Below are 16,576 nucleotides of genomic sequence, written 5' to 3'. Positions count from 1 at the left end.
TATGAAAGAATCGGGCTGCCTGAATCTAAAGATTTGGGCAGCCGTTTTTCATCTTAAGAGCATTCATCGTTACTGTGCACGCCCGTAGGGGGTGAACAGTAACCATTCATCTGGAAAAGTAAGGAGAGGACTTGACATGATTCAAGATGGTGAGATTCTGGACGGGATGTACCAGATCATCCGTGAAATAGGCCGGGGAGGGACTGGAATTATCTATCTGGCCTATCATCTGCGCCTTCAGAAACGGGTTGTGGTAAAAAAGATCAAGGACCATTTTGCAGGCCAGATTAACGGCCGTGCGGAAGTCGATATCCTGAAGCGCCTGCACCATTCTTATCTGCCGCAGGTATATGACTTTCTGGTTGTAGGGACGAGTATTTACACGGTGATGGAATATGTGGAAGGGCAGGACCTGCAGCAGTATCTGGACCAGGGATACCATTTTCCGGAACAGGTGATCCGTCAGTGGCTGATACAGCTCTGCGAGGTGCTGGAATATCTGCACACGCAGAACCCGCCGATTCTTCACAGCGACATCAAACCCTCCAACATTATGATTACGTCACAGGGGAATGTATGTCTCATTGATTTTAACATTTCACTGGATGGGGAAGTCTCAAAGGATATTCAGGGAGTTAGTCCCTGGTTTGCCGCGCCGGAACAGTACCAGAAGGCGCAGGACATCTTAAATGGAAGAAAGAATACACAGCTTTTGGATGCCCGGATGGATATCTACAGCCTGGGCGCGGTTTTTTACACAGTGATGACGGGGCAGCTGCCTTCACCCGACCGGGAACAGTACGGGGATATTCTTTCTATGGAAATCCCCTACAGTGACGGCCTGAGGGCCGTGGTGGCAAAGGCGTTGAGAAAAAAGAGAACAGCCAGATTCCAGACGGCGGGGCAGATGAAGAAGGCCCTGTCAGATGTGAGCAGGATGGACCCTTTGTATAAGAGATATACGGCCGCTCAGGCAGGGAGTGTATTTGCATGGATACTGTGTGTGGTGGCCGGGGTGCTGCTGCTCTATTATGGAAACTGGCAAAATAGCGTGGAGAAGTGGCAGCAGGCATACAGACAGTTGTATGTGTCAGCAGAAAATCAGGAAGAGACAGACATCATCTCGCAGGCGACGGAAATTTTGAACAGCCGTACCTATAAAGGGTATCTTGGAAAACATGAAGATAAAAAAGCCGGTGTCCTCCGCCTGCTTGGAGAGAGCTACTTCAGGCAGGAAAATTTTGAGGAGGCGGCATCCTGTTACGGGGAAGCGTGGGAGCTGACGCCAAAGGACGGCGGTTTATGCAGGGATTATACTGTTGCGCTGGTGCGCAGCGGCCAGATTGGAAAAGCCAGACGGATCATGGAGTCAGCAGACGGGCTCAGGAACCTATCCGACGGAGAACGGCTGCTGATACAGGCGGAAATGTCCCGGATGGCTGAGGATGACGAGCACGCGCTGGAGGAACTGGGAGAGCTGTTCGAGAGAGAATCAGACAGGGAGCTTCTGATTTCCGGATATCTTCTGGAAGCATCGATCTATGACGGCCGGGAAGAGTATGGGAACGCCGTCGCGTCACTGGAAGCGGCCAGAGAGCTGGATGGCTCAAAAGAAGTACTGCGGCACATGGGGCAGTCCGCGGTAAAGGCGGCATCCTCAGAGAGCAGGAAAGTCAATGAGAATGCATGGCTCCAGAAAGCACTGGCATGCTACCAGAGCCTGAACGGGAACGGCAGCCCGAGTTATGAGGACCGGCTGAATCTGGCACTGGTAGAGCGTGCGATGGGGAAATATAAAGACAGTAATACACACTTAAACGAGATGAACCAGGTCTACAATGAGGATTATGTGGTCCCGATGTGGATGTGTTATAACTATCTGGATCTGGCGAAGGAACAGGGGGGTTATGAAAATATTCTTGAGGAGCTTAAGTTTCGTTTTCAGGACGGCATGCACCGGTACCGGTCTTTCGGGAAGACAGACCCGGATATGGAGGCGCTGGCTGAGATTATGAAGGAACTGGAGGAATAAGGGTATGAGCGGCGAACAGTATATGATCACAGGAGCTGCCATCCTTCTGCTGTCCACGTTAGGACTGGTACTCGCAGAGTGGATGCTGGGCCGGAAAAAGAAACAGATCAGGGAACAGACCTATCAGATATACGACTAAGGACGAGGTGAGGAAGAATGAGAGAAGAGAAGCAGTACCACGCAGAAAAGAAGAATCATACAAAGATTCTGCTCGCAGTATTAGCGGGATTAGCCATTATCCTGATTGCAGCCGCGGCATTTATCTTTGTCAGCGGGAAAATGAAGGAGAAAAATTACAGCGAGGCAGTCTTAAGCGCTGAAAAGTATTTGGCGGCAAATAATTACGAAGACGCAGTGATCCAGTATAAAAAAGCGATTTCCGTGAATCCAAAGGAGGAAGACGCTTATCTGGCCCTTGCTGACGTTTATGTAGAACAGGAGGAGATCTCCAAGGCAAAGGCGATTTTAAGAAAAGGGCAGAGGGAGACCTCATCCTTTAAAATCAAAAGAAAACTCGAAGACCTGAACGGGCAGTCACTCGTGGCTGTTATGAACGGGGACCAGGAAAAAGAGGAACTTACGGTGGATTTGAAGACAGCATCCCAGAACATCGCATGGAATACCTCCTTCCTGCAGAAAATCATTGATTACCGGTTTGAGGATTACAAGGACCAGTTCGGCTTTGTAAAAAGCACGAAGATGGATGAGGACGGCTATCTGGAGATTGAACACAACGGGCTCGGCGCAGTGTGCTTCTACAGGAATACAGAGACAAACAAAGAGATTGTGGACGTAAGCAGGAAAACACCGACAGAAAAAGGGATGCCGGAAAAAATATCGCTGCATTCTCTGGGGACACTCTTTCGAAATTTTGAAGGCGGGGCCAGCTTACAGAGGTTACAGATGCTTTTTGGGGAGAAGGTTACACCGAAGACTGAAGACGGCAGGTATTTCGTAGAGACAAAGACATCAGACTGCATCTTCCGGTTTGAGACGGACGCTAACGGAAATATTGTTTCTGCGGGTGGGTGGAATGAGATCATCCTGCTGAATGCGAATGCCCAGAGAGATACGACGGGGCATATCTCAGGTGTTGTAATCGATGCAGTCAGCGGAGACGGTGTTCCACAGGCGGTCCTGACATTCCAGCCAGCGAAGAAAGAAAACAAAGAAAAAGCTGTAAAGACAGATGCACAGGGAGTTTTCTCAGCGGATCTGGAACCGGATATTTACACGATTCTTATCGAGGCGGATAACTATATCGAAGAAGAATACATTTTTGAGATAGAAGAGGGCAGAAATTACAGCGGCGAACAGTTTAGTATTTCACCGAAGCTGAAAAAAGGAACGGCCAGAATTGTGCTGGAGTGGAATGCCGAACCGCAGGATCTGGATTCCTACCTCATGGGCAGCACGGATGACGGAAAGGAAGTATCCGTCAATTTCCGCCAGAAAGAGGCCAAGTCAGGCGGGGATGTGATTGCCGCTCTTGATCTGGACGATACGGACGGCTATGGACCGGAGACAACGACTATTTATAACCTGAACGGTGTCTACCAGTTCCAGGTGGCTGATTTCAGGAGGACCGGTACGATGAAAGAGAACGGGGCAACGGTGAAGGTATACCTGCCCGGTAAAGAACCGGTGACGATTACCATTGATCCGGGGGCAGACGTGAAGGATATCTGGATTGTATGCGAGATCGACCACGGAGAACTGAATGTGATCAATAAAGCGCCTCAGTCAGACGAATTTACGAATTCTAATAAGTAAGCGAAGGAAAGGCCCGTATGATGTGGATCATTGTAATAACGGCAGCAGTTTTTGCTGCCGGAGGGGCTGCCATATATGTGATACGAAGCAGCCGGAAGGCAGAAATGCAGAAGTACTATGATGCAGCCTACAAAATGATAAAAGAGAACTGCCTGAATAATGCCATCCGGAATCAGAGCGTCCCCGCTTACGGCGGGCTGAAGGTCATGGTCTATCTGAAATGGAAGGACAGGCAGAAACAGGGATTTGTATTTGACCCGGAACACGGCATCCGGATCGGCCGCAGCCCCGGGGAAAATGAGATATGCATCCGGGACGGTGCGGTTTCCGGGCAGCACTGTGTCATTTTCGTTTCCGGGGGCCGTCTGGCAGTGCAGGACTTAAACTCTGCAAACGGGACATGGATACAGAGGGGGTTCCGGAAACATGCCGTGGAAACGGCGGAATTCCTCTGCTCCGGAGACAGGCTGGCAGTCGGTACACTGAAGATTCAGGTGACTGTATTTACATTTGACATGGCATACATATAAGGAGGAAAAGCTAGTTTGATATTAATGGTATATAACAAACAAATCTGTAAAGAGTTTCTGCTTCCAAACATACACGACGCGGACCATACCATTTATCTGCATCATGATATCTACCGGCTGAAAAAGGATCTGGAAATCCGGCTGGAGAATTCGGACCGGGGTTGGGAGATCGTAAGCACCGCAGATTATTATGTGAAAATGGCACAGGTCAGGGAAGACCGCCATATCCTGCACCATCAGGATATCATGGAGGTGAAGACCGCAGACGGGGAAAGGTTCCAGATTCTTGCGGCGGACTGTATGCTTACCTTACAGGTGATGGAAAAGTATGACCTCCGTATGATGAAGCAGATTTCCATCGGAAAGACGGCAGGAAACCTGATCCAGTACCAGTTCATGGAACTGGTCTCGGCATCCCATGCGGTTCTGGACCATACTTCAGACGGCTGGTATCTGACGGATTTAAGCAGCAACGGAGTTTTCTGCCATAACATGCGGATTCAGGGGAGGCGGAAATTGGAATTTGGGGACCATATTGATATTTTCGGGCTCCATATTCTCTTTCTGGACCAGATACTGGCGGTTGGGACATATTATGGTGTACTGGCGGTGAAAGAGGATATCCTGAAACCGCTGCAGATAGAACCGGCATTGACAAGGGGGATACCGGGTAGTGAAGGGAGGGAAGAGATCTATTTTCACCGTTCTCCGCGAAACCTTCCGTCCATTTACCAGGAGGAGACTGAGATTGAGGCGCCGCCCAATCCGAAGCAGACAAAACAAAAGCCGGTATATCTGACGATCGGGCCGGCGTTTACGATGGCGATTCCGATGATGCTCGGATGCGGATTTGCCATCTTCGGCTCCCGGCTTTCCGGGCAGGCATCCAGCGCCTTTATGTACACCGGGCTGATCACGGCCATATCATCGGCCCTGATCGGGGTGGTTTGGGCAGTGCTGAATTTAAATTACAGCAAAAAGGAGAATATGGAGGAAGAGAACCAGCGTTTCAATGCTTACAGTAATTACCTGATCCAGATCGCAGATACACTCCGGGAAAAATACAGGCACAACAGCGCCGCACTCAGCCAGATGTATCCTCCGGCGGTCCAGTGCCTGAGTTATAACCGGAACAGCAGTGAGCTCTGGAACCGGAATTACTCCCACAGTGATTTCCTGTTCCAGAGGCTCGGACTGGGAGAACTGCCATTTCAGGTGGATATTCAGATACCAAAAGAGAAGTTTACGCTGATCAACGACTCTTTGCAGGATAAACCAAAGCTGATCCGTGAAGAATTCCGGACGCTCAAACAGGTCCCGGTCGGGATTTCCCTGATGGATAAGGCGCTCATCGGCCTTGTAGGCGGGGAGGGAAAGGCTGGCGCCGTTGAAATGATGCATACACTCGTTGCAGGCATCACCGCGGCACACTGCTATACGGATGTCAAACTGGTCTTCATTTACAGGGAGAGGGACAGGCGCCGGAGGGAGGACTGGGAATGCATGAAATGGTTCCCGCATGTCTGGTCGGAGGATAAACAGACACGGTATATGGCCTCCAATGAGTTGGAAACCGCAGATATTTTTTTCGAACTGTCTAATGTGATCCGCTCCAGAAGCCAGAATGAGGAACAGCCGGGCATTCGGGGGAAAAGAAGGTTTGTAAAGCCGCATTATGTCCTGTTTATTTCAGACCCTTCCATTCTGGAGGGGGAGATTCTGGCAAAGTACATATATGAGGCAAGGGCGGAATATGGGATCACGACGTTTCTGATGGTTGAGAATTTGGAGCAGCTTCCGAATGCCTGTGAGGAAGTGATTCAGAACGACCAGTACTTTCAGGGGTTTTACAACCTGCTTGATACCGGGCATGAAAAAAAGGCATTTGTGCCGGATAAGGTGTCGGCTTGGCAGCTTGCCGCATTCGGGCAGACGCTTGCCAATATCCGCGTGAATGAAATCGAAAGCAACAGCGAGATTCCGAACAGCCTTGATTTTTTTAGTATGTACGAAGTCCACTCTCTGGCTGAATTCCGCGTAACTGAACGGTGGAGGAAAAACAGGAATTACAACAGCATGAAGGCACTGATCGGCAGAAAAGCCGGGAATGCAGACTGCTATCTGGATGTCCATGAGAAGTTTCACGGCCCCCACGGGCTTGTGGCGGGGACGACAGGGTCAGGTAAAAGTGAGACGCTTCAGACGTGGATCTTATCTCTGGCGATCAATTTCAGCCCGGAGGACGTCAGCTTTTTTATTATAGATTACAAGGGCGGGGGAATGGCGAACCTGTTTTCTGACCTGCCCCATCTGGCCGGGCAGATTTCAAATCTGTCAGGGAATCAGGTGCGGCGCGCCATGATTTCGATTAAAAGTGAGAACCAGAGACGGCAGAGGCTGTTTTCAGAGTACGGAGTGAATAATATTAACCTGTATACCCGGCTCTATAAGAATCAGGAGGCGGAAGTGCCGATTCCGCACCTGCTGATTATCATAGATGAGTTTGCGGAGCTGAAACGGGAAGAACCGGAATTCATGAAGGAACTCATCAGCGTGGCGCAGGTTGGTCGAAGCCTCGGCGTGCACCTGATTCTGGCGACACAGAAGCCAGGCGGCACCGTAGACGACAATATCTGGAGTAATTCCAAATTCCGTCTGTGCCTGAGGGTACAGGACCGGCAGGACAGCAATGACATGCTGCATAAACCGGATGCAGCATTCCTTACGCAGGCCGGCCGCGGTTATCTGCAGGTTGGCAGTGACGAAATTTTCGAACTGTTCCAGTCAGGCTACAGTGGGGCCGTATATGAAGAGGATGCAGGAAGAAAGTCTCAGGCGGCAGAGATGCTGACAAGGACAGGAAAGGCGGAACTGATCGGCGGACACCACAGAAAAACGGAGAAAAAGCAGGGGGAAAATGTCCGTCAGAAGACACAGTTAGAAGCCGTAATAGAATACCTGAACAAAACCGCTCAGGAAAATGGTTATGAAAGAACGACCAGACTTTGGCTCCCGGTCCTGAAAAATGAAATTTACCTGTCAGAGCTTAAGGGGTATACGGAAAGCAGTTACCATGACCATAGATGGGAACCGATGCCGCGCAAATGGGAACTGGAGGCTGTTATAGGACTCTGTGATGATCCACAGGGGCAGGCGCAGAAACCGCTTGTCCTCAGTTTTTCACGTGACGGGCACCATGCGGTGTGCGGGTCGGCAGTAAGCGGGAAGAGTACCTTCCTGCAGACTCTGGTTTATTCACTGGTTAGCAGGTATTCGCCGGATACGCTCTGGATGTATCTGATCGACTACAGCAGCCATATGCTTGCCCCATTTGCCAATGCACCGCATGTGGGAGGCGTACTCTTTGATAATCAGGAGGAAAAGGCCAGCCGTTTTATCCATATGCTCGTGCAGATGATGGATGAGAGAAAGAAACTCCTTCAGGGAGGGAACTACAGCCAGTATGTACAGGCATACGGGATCAGGCTGCCGGCCGTGCTGGTCGTGGTGGATAACGTTGGGGCGTTCCGGGAAAAGACGAAAAATAAATATGATGATGCCCTGCTGCGGCTGGCGAGGGAAGGCGTGGGATACGGCATGTTCCTCGCGGTTACGGCAGCAGGCTTCGGGATGGCAGAGATACCGGCCAGAATGGGGGATAATATCCGTACGGTACTGTCACTGGAACAGGCAGATAAGTTCAAATATATGGAAGTCATGCGGATGACCCACCTTCACATCCTGCCGGAAACGGATATCAGGGGCCGGGGGCTTGCGGCGGTGGACGGTAATGTGCTGGAGTTCCAGACTGCTCTGAGTGTGAAGGCGGAGGATGATTTCGAACGAGGACAAGTGTTGGAGTCATACTGCGAAGGCATGGCAAAATCGTGGAAAGGAAGGCGCGCGGATGTGGTCCCGGAGATTCCGGAGAATCCAACGCTGGATACACTGGCAGAACATCCTTCTTACCGGCTGAGTCTGGAGGACAGGGGACTTTTGCCATTCGGATACGGTATGGAAGACGCATCTGTCCTGAGCCTGCATCTGATCCACAATTACTGCTGTATTATCTCAGGAAAAGGGCGTACAGGAAAAACAAACACGCTGAAAGTACTTTTGTACAGTGCGTACCAGAAAGGCGGAAGAATCTGCATTGTAGAAAGAGGGTCATCGGAGCTGAAGAAGACAGCCGAAGAATATCATGCCCAATATATCACGGAGCCTGCACAGTTATTTCAATATCTGTCAAAGCTTCTCCCGGAATTTGCGGCCAGAAATAAAAAGAAACGTGCAATGATCGAGTCCGGTATGGACGAAGCGGAAATATTTGCGGAAATGAGCAGGGAGGAACCTGTTTTTATCTTCCTCGCCGATCTTGCAGAATTCTTTAAAATGGTCTACAGACCTGGGGAAGGAGTCGGCAATATGTCAGGATTTGTGGAAAACATGATCGAGAAGGGAAACCTGCACCATATTTATTTTATCGGCTGCCTGAAACCTGAGGATCATGCTGTATTGTCGGCTTATAAAGCATATCAGGACTATATATCCTACAAAAGGGGCATCCATCTGGGGGGGAACCTGCAGGCACAGAAGGTATTCAATTTCCAAAACCTGTCCTTTGCACAGCAGTCAAAAAGCACGAAGCGGGGGATCGGGTATGTACCGGATGAAGAGGAGGAAAGCATCGGAATTCAGGTTGTAATTCCGCTGGCGAAGAAGCAGCATGATAGTAATGTTAATATCAGATGAATCCAGTAAGGAGAGGCAGTACATTGTCAGATATGCAAAGGATCTGGCGGCAAAATGGACAGACGAATACTGGGAAATGCTGCAGTGTTCGTCCATTTCGGAGTTGGAGGAGACGGTCAGCCAAAAGACAAGGACAGATATCGTCTGTGTGGATATTACGATGGAGGGGGCTCTGGAACTGACAAAGGAACTAAGAAGACTGACACCTTCATCGTACATTATACTGATTGCCAGCCCCCGGATATCCCCGGCTGTATATATGAGGCCTGCAATCGGGGCAGAATCCTTATTACTGAAACCATTAACAGAGAGTCAGGTTCAGGAGGTTCTCTCGGAAGCCATCAGGACATACATTGACAGATTTTTAAGTCCCGACGAAAAGAAAGTCTTTGTCATTGAGCATAAAGGCGGGAGGGTGTTAATCGATTATAATAATATCTATTTTTTCGAATCAAGGGAAAAACGGGTGTACCTCAATACAGAAGCAGAGGAATATGGTTTTTACGATACGCTGGACGAACTTCAGGAAAAACTGGAGGATGGTTTTATACGCTGTCACAGAAGTTTCCTGATCAATAAGAGCAAGATTGTCAATGTATTTCTCTCCCAGAACCGGATCATTCTGAAAAATGAGTTTGAAATCCCGCTGTCGCGTTCTTATAAGCCGGTGATCAAAGAGTATCTGGAGAAAGGAGGAAAATGATATGGCGGAAATGATTGAGCGTGCCATCCTGTTAAGTTTTGATGAACTGCGCATCCTGCTGTACAGCATGGGTGTCCGTACACTCGAAGGCATCTATATGCCGGAGAAGCAATTTTCTGAAATGGAAGTCATACAGGCACTCCGCCATCTGTCCGGGAATGGATTTATCCTTGCAGAAAACAAACAGTTCAGCATCCGGGAGGACCTGCTTTGTATGCTGGAAATCATGGGACATCCGGCAGGAACACTGGTATGCAGCTCGAAAGATGACAGTACCCGGGAGTACTTCTGCTATATGGTCCCGGACCGGGCGGTGGTGAGTCAAAGATACTGGAAAAAGAAAGATACACTAAAGCTTACGATGCTTACAGAAGAAGAATTCAAAGTGTGGAGGGCGCAGACGGATGATCATAATAGAGATAGAAGTTCCTATGATGGGGAAACTGTATGATTTTCAGATCGATGAGAACGTACCATTATCAGAGGTCATGGACGAGGCCGCAGAAATGATCTGCCAGAAGGAGCAGTGTCCCGTGCAGGGGGACATACGGCGCATGCTGATGTGGAATGCACAGAACCGGGTGCAGCTTGCAAAAGAACGGACAGCGGCAGAGAACGGGCTTTGGACGGGGAGCAGGATTCTGCTTGTTTAAAGTAAGAAATTGAAGTAATACTTCATTGTTGGTGATTATAACTTGTGATACACTTTGGATAGAACAACCGAATACAGGGTGGCAGCCTCCCATGAAGGGAGGTGGTGCGAATGAATTATATTACATATCAGGACCTATTCCTTTTTATAACAATGTTAATCGCACTGCTTGCCTATTTAGACAATAGGAACAACAAGCCAAAAAAATAACTGCCCCCTGTCTAGGCCGGACGGTACGGGCAGTTAGATTAATTACCGGAGGCTAACCACTTTGTGGGCGGTTGTTCTCTTTGTGCTTATAATATATCATGTTCGCGTATAATCTTCAAGTATCTAAATGTATAGTAAAAACTTAATTTTTACAGCACTTGCTTACATAGATAATCATCAGAATAAAAAATAGCTATCCTCTACGCCCATAGAGGATAGCTGGTAACTATAAATTACTGTAGTAATCCGAAGCGCAATCATCAGACATACCAAAGTCTTTTGATTACTTCTAAGTAAATTATACACGGGGGGCTTGAATTTTTCAAGTCCTCTTTTTCAATGTTGCCAGCATCCAATCCATTTGTTTGCAAATAGCAATAGCCAGGGACTCATCAGCCAGATATGAGTCCTTGGCTGCGATAGTCAGCTATGATTTCGTTTATCCAAGTGAGTGCCTCTTTAGAATTTAGCACTTGATAATACTAGATACCACCATTCATTTGAGATTTCATAATGTTTATACGTTCTTCACTAAAGCCAGTATCTTTCTTTGTATATTTATCTAAAACACAGATAATATCATAAATTGCTTGTGCACCGGAATTATTCTTTGAAGATAAAGTGATTTCTTCTCGTGTTTGTTTTTCAACCGGCTCTTTAAATGTAATGCTCAAAGAGACTTACATCATCCGTTCATCCCGTGAAATGTGCCGTCCGTCAGGATTTATAAAAAGCAGATTCAAAACTGTTATGATATGTACATCAAAGAGATACAGAACTCAGATAAGTATGAAACGGAGGAATTGGAAATGTCAGATTTTACAGTATCAATCAATGATTTAAAAACAAAGGTGGATTCTTTGAGACAGTTAAATGCACAGTTTAAGAGCCAGATCAATGAGCTGGAGGGAACAGAAGCTAACTTAAACGGGATGTGGGAAGGGCAGGCAAGGGAAAGTTTCCATAATGCATTTGCCAGTGACAAGGTGCAGATGGATAACTTTTACAACGCGGTAGAAGTGTATGCACAGAGGCTGGAAGCGATTGCAGCCAGATATGCACAGGCAGAGGCAACGAATGTAGAGATCGCAAATGAGAGAACATACAAGTAAATCGTGTAACTGTTCAGAACACATAAAATCACAGAAAAGGAGAACTTATCATGGAAGGAATCATTAAAGTATCACCGCAGTTATTAACAAATACAGCATCAGAGTTCAGCAGCCAGGGAGCAGCAGTCAATAGTCTTACAGGGGAGATGATGAACCTGATCACGGGAATGTCTTCCACATGGGAAGGCGATGCGGCAGCGGCATATATTAACAAGTTTAAAGGACTTGAGGACGATATCCAGAGAATGGTGCGCATGATTCAGGAGCACAGCAGCGATCTTGAGGAGATGGCACAGGTATATGCACAGTCTGATTCCGCAAATGCGGACGAGGCAAACAGCCTTTCCTCAGACGTCATTATTTAGCCGGTTTGATGTAACTGTCCAGAGATTTGGACAGGAACACACAAGACATATCCGGGAGGAGAAGAGTAAGGAGAGTAACCGTGACTTATATTGATTTCAAGATTGTTCAGGCAGCCGGGGAGAGGCTGTCTGAACAGATTTCCATATTGAGGGAACTGAAAGAGGAACTGACACTGGCGGAATATAAGATCAGAGACATGGCCTATATGGATGAGACAATATATCTTCTCCGAAAGAGCAGGGATGAGCTGCAGGAGGAGATGGATATTCTCCGGTGTATGGCTCAGTGCCTGGAAGAGGGGGGAGCGCTGTACAAAAAAACGGAGCAGGGGATTGCAGATACCTATGACCTGGAGAAGATCGTCTATCCAAAGACAGTGTTTGGAACGAGCCATATCTCGGGTCTGGACGGATATGAAAATCTGTTGGCATTCCACATCTGATTATGACGGAAAAATGGACGGGGGATTATCATGGGAACTTATATGAAAGTATCGACGCAGAGGCTGGAGGAGGACAAAGCTGCAATTCAGAATGAGCTAAAAGGGATCAGCCAGTCTGTGGAGGAACTGTCACAGGAAATGCAGCTTTTGGGACAGACCTGGGAAGGCCCTGCCTGGGCCGCATTTCAGAATCAGGCTGCATCAGATATCGAAAACATGCAGGCGATATATGAAAAGCTGTCTGCTTATATCAGCCATATGGAATATGCGGCAAGGGAATACCGGACATGTGAAAACCAAGTGGGAAATTTGATTGACCGCATCCGGATATAGTATCCCGGAGGCAGAAAGCAGGCAGGAGAGTGAATCATGGAGCAGATTCGTATTAAGGTGGAGACCGCTGTACTGGAAGCACGTGCAGACGCGGTGGAGCAGAAGATTAAAAATGTAAGGCAGCGGTTTGTTAAAATCGGTGAGACCGTGGCAAATTCCCGCAGTTACTGGGAAGGAGACGCCAATGACGCGCACCGGAGGGAATATCAGGAGTATCAGGAAGAGATCGCGGAGGCGCTTTCCAGATTTCAGGAAAATGTAACAGACCTCCGCAGGATTGCAGGCATATATCGTGAAGCAGATCAGGCGGCGAACGAGCTGAACCACGATCTACCGGCAGATATCATTCTATAAACAGACCGTTCATAGTGCAGGGAATCAAAGACAGGAGGAAAGGGAAGAAAATGATGAACAGAAAAAAGTGTGTAATTTATCTGACAGCGGCAGTTATGTTGTTCTGTGCAGGCTGCGGAAGCCAAAAAGAGAAACAGACAGATGCCGGGGATAAAAAAGAGGCGAGCCAGCCAGCAGAAACCGGAAATCAAGATGAGAGTAAGACAAAGCCCGAAAAGGATGCCGACACACTATCTAAGGCAAATGACATTGCAGCTATATACCGGTTTGAACTGGACGGACATACCTATCAGCTCCCATTTCCCGTATCAGAACTGGAGGAGAACGGATGGACGCTCAGGGAGGGGGATGCCGGACAGACTATGGAAGGAATGAGTTATATTATTACATCGATGACCGATGCCAACGGCAGTTCCGTGCGGCTGAACGTTGTGAATCTGACGGATCAGGAACAGCAGTTAAAAGACTGTGAAATAGGAGGTATTATGATATACGCCAAGGGTGCGTCCAATGTGCGTTTTCAGACGGCAGACGGAATTTCACTTAGCAGTACGCCGGCAGATATCAAGAAAACATATGGAACGGATGAGCCAGTTTTTTCTGAATCAACATCTCAGGATGATACAACAACTATTTGGTATAAGTTCTATAAAGGACAGACAGATGATTTAAGGATGCCATCAGTTGATTCCATTCAATCAGACGAGGATACCTTAAGCTTCATCGTAGATAAAAACCAAAAGCTGACAGGGATAGAATTGCAGTATTTCGGAAGTACACAATAACTATCGCACTGAGTAATCCGGCCAGTTGTTTTTTGGGGAGAAAGATATGAGTGAACTTAAATTTGATTTTCTGACGGCAGGACAAGAGATGGAACGGCTGGGTGAAACGGCAGAAAAGCTCCGGCAGACTGCCGCAGGCCCTTATGGAGATACCATTCATGAGCTTATGCAGGGCTGGCAGGGCGAAGCAGGTATAAAATTCCTACACAAGGCAGAACTCCTTAAGGATAAAATGGACAGTACGTGTATGCTTATCGTGCAGGCGAAGGAAGCCCTGCATCAGGCTGCCGTAAAGGCAGAGCTTATGGAAAAGAGAGCAAAGGAGATTGCGGAAGACCGCATAGGAAACAGATGAGCAATCAAGGATGGACAGTACTGATTTTTATACTTCTCGTTATAGTTATAGCTGTGGCATTCGTTATTTACAAGCTCGCAGCAGGCAGGGCAGACAGGCGCAGGGAGTATCAGAACCAGCAGAAGAATATTCTGGTACAGAACGGGATAGATGTAAAAAAGCAGATGCTGGGTTCTGGAAAAGGGGAATATTTTTCGGGAAACTTAAGAGAGTATGATACAAATTATATCAATGGCCCCAGATATTCGACATGGAAGATTTCCTTTCAGGATATGGATACGGGCAGAATCTTTCAATATCGTTTTTCGCGGCAAATGACGATCGGGCGGATGTTGCCGACTGAAAAAGAAGAAGTCTGCCTTGTACTGGAAGGTGATGGGAAGGTATCAAAAAGGCATTGCATGATTTACGAGGGGGAAGGCACTCTCTGTCTGGCAGACCAGAATTCTAAAAATCATACTTATGTCAATGGGAAAAAGGCGGATAGCCCGGTTTTTCTCCACACTGGGGATGTCATTAAGGCGGGGGAAACCAGGCTGAAAGTCGAATTCGGACGGTAGGTTACAGACCCTCGCGGCAGTAGCCAAGGTCATGTAAACATGATTTTGGCTCGCTGCCTGCGGGAATAAAGGCAGGTGTAAGGAACAATGGCAAACAGAGATGAAATACAATTAAACTATAAAAAAACGCTGAGACAGGCCGATGAACTGGAAAGAATGGCACAGCGGATGAAAGCGCTGGCCGCACAGGCAGAGGAAGGAACGTCATCCGGAATCCGGAGTGTATGGGAAGGGGAATGTGCCGCTGATTACTGCCGGAAAGGGCAGAGAATTGCCATGCTGATGAGACAGCACAGCAATTCTCTTATGGAAACGGCAGCAGTCCTGCGCAGAGCGGCTGTCAACACATACCGGGCTGAGATGAGAAGTCTGGAGATCGCCGGAAAAAGAACATACAGGACTCTGTAACAGGTGCAGAGTCTTGTAAAAAAAGATTACAAAAGCCCTATGCGTGATTTTTCTTAATCAAGTGTAAGAGTCTGGATACAGTCTCATCTGCAGGGTAGAAAAAGTCTTCATTCAGTGTACTTAGATAGTCATAAAACGCGAACAGAAGGCTTGGTTCTTCCAGATTCAGATAGACCAGATTGCCGTCCGCGGACGAAAACAGAAGATATCCGCTGTGCGCCGTAACATAAATGCAGAGGCTGCTTAGGGAAACGGGAGTGTCCGGTCGCAGCATACGGTACTTCTCGTTTTTGCATGCATTGACCAGGGTGCGCACGGCCAGAACCCTGTCGGAATATTCAATCGGGCTGTAGACGGCATCCGGAAGCTCAAAGATACGGCCGGTCTTCAGAAAGTGCATGACACCGGCTTCCGTAAACATGAAATGTGTGGATACCGTTTTTACGATTTCTGATTTTTGTCTTATGTACTGCTTTACCGATAAAACGAACTGATCCCGTCCCGGCAGAGCCCTTGACAGGTATTTTTCGGGAAAAGAAAGTGGAATCAGCGGTATGAGGCAGGGTTCCATCTGATAGGAATACCCTGTCTTTTCCCCGATATCAAGGTTGTCTAAATAATCAAATTGTGTGAAGACAGAATCAATCTTACATACAACAGGCGTAGTTTCTGCTTTCAGGTCATCAAAGATCGACTGAAATTTTTGAAGCGTGTTTTTGCAGATAAATAAAATACCATACTTAAGCTGCGGCGAAAATGTGATGGCATATTCAGAGGTTATGACCAGAGAGGAAAGCAGATTAAAATTGCTGTTATGCGAATTAATACTGTCATAATAGCAGAATGGTGTGTAATCACACAGGCAGGTGTAGTACATGGGTATTATCTTCTGAAGGCAGCAGAGGTTATAATCCCGTTTATCAGAAGTAATTTTATCGGTGTTATTCAGGCATATAATATGGTCTATTTTCAGATTCGGTTTATTTTTACTGATGGAGGCCAGAATTTCCATGAAATCATCAGAATCCGGCTGAAAAAGAAGCTTGATATGACCATGTTCCTTCTGTGACTCCAGTGCCATTATCGTGTATATTGTATGATATAGCTTTGTCCTGCCTGAAATAGAGCGGTTATCGGAGAACTGTTCCGGGTTCAGGTCGTTTGAAAAAAAGTCCAGCTAATAAATGTCAATAGTTAAATGAAAAAATT

At 47.6% G+C, this 16,576-nt stretch carries 19 protein-coding genes; 17 read left to right on the top strand and 2 right to left on the bottom strand.

Translation table 11 applies throughout. The features are described from left to right. Nucleotides 1–136: 136 nt before the first annotated feature. Genes DWX43_RS23280 through DWX43_RS23250 form a run of 8 tightly spaced genes read left to right on the top strand, consistent with a single transcriptional unit; the run spans nucleotide 137 to nucleotide 10,443 of the window. Nucleotides 137–2,032 carry a serine/threonine-protein kinase gene (locus DWX43_RS23280; RefSeq protein WP_118622166.1) on the top strand — a complete coding sequence of 632 codons (1,896 nt, stop codon included), beginning with the start codon at nucleotides 137–139 and terminating at the stop codon, nucleotides 2,030–2,032. Between the two features lie 4 nt (nucleotides 2,033–2,036). Then, nucleotides 2,037–2,171: a hypothetical protein gene (locus DWX43_RS27585; RefSeq protein WP_278321129.1), complete on the top strand. Its 135-nt coding sequence runs from the start codon at nucleotides 2,037–2,039 to the stop codon at nucleotides 2,169–2,171. 17 nt (nucleotides 2,172–2,188) lie between these two features. Further along, nucleotides 2,189–3,805: a carboxypeptidase regulatory-like domain-containing protein gene (locus tag DWX43_RS23275; protein WP_118622164.1), complete on the top strand. Its 1,617-nt coding sequence runs from the start codon at nucleotides 2,189–2,191 to the stop codon at nucleotides 3,803–3,805. Between the two features lie 17 nt (nucleotides 3,806–3,822). Beyond that, nucleotides 3,823–4,335 carry an FHA domain-containing protein gene (locus tag DWX43_RS23270; RefSeq protein ID WP_118622162.1) on the top strand — a complete coding sequence of 171 codons (513 nt, stop codon included), beginning with the start codon at nucleotides 3,823–3,825 and terminating at the stop codon, nucleotides 4,333–4,335. Between the two features lie 24 nt (nucleotides 4,336–4,359). Next, the gene (gene essC / locus DWX43_RS23265; RefSeq protein WP_118622160.1) at nucleotides 4,360–9,087 is read left to right on the top strand and encodes a type VII secretion protein EssC; all 4,728 of its coding nucleotides are present in this window, start codon (nucleotides 4,360–4,362) and stop codon (nucleotides 9,085–9,087) included. After that, a complete protein-coding gene (locus DWX43_RS23260; protein WP_118622158.1) occupies nucleotides 9,062–9,790 on the top strand; it encodes a LytTR family transcriptional regulator DNA-binding domain-containing protein in 729 nt (242 codons plus the stop codon). The genes essC and DWX43_RS23260 overlap by 26 nt, the downstream gene beginning before the upstream one ends. Nucleotide 9,791: 1 nt before the next feature. Then, complete coding sequence (locus DWX43_RS23255) at nucleotides 9,792–10,241, top strand: hypothetical protein (RefSeq protein ID WP_118622156.1); 450 nt, start codon at nucleotides 9,792–9,794, stop codon at nucleotides 10,239–10,241. Further along, nucleotides 10,195–10,443 carry a hypothetical protein gene (locus DWX43_RS23250; protein WP_109732773.1) on the top strand — a complete coding sequence of 83 codons (249 nt, stop codon included), beginning with the start codon at nucleotides 10,195–10,197 and terminating at the stop codon, nucleotides 10,441–10,443. Before DWX43_RS23255 ends, DWX43_RS23250 begins: the two co-directional genes overlap by 47 nt. Nucleotides 10,444–11,134: 691 nt before the next feature. On the opposite strand, the gene DWX43_RS23245 is transcribed toward DWX43_RS23250, so the two are convergent. Continuing rightward, nucleotides 11,135–11,326, bottom strand: a complete 192-nt coding sequence (locus DWX43_RS23245; RefSeq protein WP_118622152.1) for a hypothetical protein — start codon at nucleotides 11,324–11,326, stop codon at nucleotides 11,135–11,137. Between the two features lie 135 nt (nucleotides 11,327–11,461). On the opposite strand from DWX43_RS23245, the gene DWX43_RS23240 reads away from it, so the two are divergent. From DWX43_RS23240 to DWX43_RS23200, 9 genes are all read left to right on the top strand, one after another. After that, nucleotides 11,462–11,764, top strand: coding sequence for a WXG100 family type VII secretion target (locus DWX43_RS23240; protein ID WP_181368795.1), 303 nt, complete (start codon nucleotides 11,462–11,464; stop codon nucleotides 11,762–11,764). A gap of 50 nt (nucleotides 11,765–11,814) precedes the next feature. After that, the gene (locus DWX43_RS23235; RefSeq protein WP_118622148.1) at nucleotides 11,815–12,129 is read left to right on the top strand and encodes a WXG100 family type VII secretion target; all 315 of its coding nucleotides are present in this window, start codon (nucleotides 11,815–11,817) and stop codon (nucleotides 12,127–12,129) included. An 80-nt stretch (nucleotides 12,130–12,209) separates the two neighbouring features. Continuing rightward, nucleotides 12,210–12,572, top strand: a complete 363-nt coding sequence (locus DWX43_RS23230) for a hypothetical protein (RefSeq protein WP_118622146.1) — start codon at nucleotides 12,210–12,212, stop codon at nucleotides 12,570–12,572. A gap of 30 nt (nucleotides 12,573–12,602) precedes the next feature. Continuing rightward, nucleotides 12,603–12,905 (top strand): WXG100 family type VII secretion target, encoded by a 303-nt coding sequence (locus tag DWX43_RS23225; RefSeq protein WP_118622144.1) that lies wholly within the window; start codon nucleotides 12,603–12,605, stop codon nucleotides 12,903–12,905. A gap of 36 nt (nucleotides 12,906–12,941) precedes the next feature. Next, complete coding sequence (locus DWX43_RS23220) at nucleotides 12,942–13,259, top strand: WXG100 family type VII secretion target (protein ID WP_118622142.1); 318 nt, start codon at nucleotides 12,942–12,944, stop codon at nucleotides 13,257–13,259. Nucleotides 13,260–13,309: 50 nt separating this feature from the next. Beyond that, a complete protein-coding gene (locus DWX43_RS23215; RefSeq protein ID WP_118622140.1) occupies nucleotides 13,310–14,044 on the top strand; it encodes a hypothetical protein in 735 nt (244 codons plus the stop codon). A gap of 46 nt (nucleotides 14,045–14,090) precedes the next feature. Then, on the top strand, nucleotides 14,091–14,399 hold the full coding sequence (locus DWX43_RS23210) for a hypothetical protein (RefSeq protein ID WP_109732780.1): 309 nt from the start codon (nucleotides 14,091–14,093) through the stop codon (nucleotides 14,397–14,399). Further along, complete coding sequence (locus DWX43_RS23205) at nucleotides 14,396–14,959, top strand: FHA domain-containing protein (RefSeq protein ID WP_118622138.1); 564 nt, start codon at nucleotides 14,396–14,398, stop codon at nucleotides 14,957–14,959. Before DWX43_RS23210 ends, DWX43_RS23205 begins: the two co-directional genes overlap by 4 nt. Nucleotides 14,960–15,046: 87 nt before the next feature. Next, entirely contained in the window at nucleotides 15,047–15,367 is a 321-nt protein-coding gene (locus DWX43_RS23200) for a hypothetical protein (RefSeq protein WP_109732782.1), read from the top strand. 37 nt (nucleotides 15,368–15,404) lie between these two features. Here DWX43_RS23200 and DWX43_RS23195 read toward each other — a convergent pair whose 3' ends face one another. After that, nucleotides 15,405–16,448 (bottom strand): hypothetical protein, encoded by a 1,044-nt coding sequence (locus tag DWX43_RS23195; RefSeq protein ID WP_118622136.1) that lies wholly within the window; start codon nucleotides 16,446–16,448, stop codon nucleotides 15,405–15,407. Nucleotides 16,449–16,576: the final 128 nt, after the last annotated feature.

Origin of the sequence: Clostridium sp. AF19-22AC, from assembly GCF_003479085.1 — a bacterium.
GTDB lineage: Bacteria > Bacillota > Clostridia > Lachnospirales > Lachnospiraceae > Faecalicatena_A > Faecalicatena_A orotica.
The sequence above is the reverse complement of the archived record's forward strand: the minus strand, read 5'-3'. Positions and strand labels throughout refer to the sequence as shown.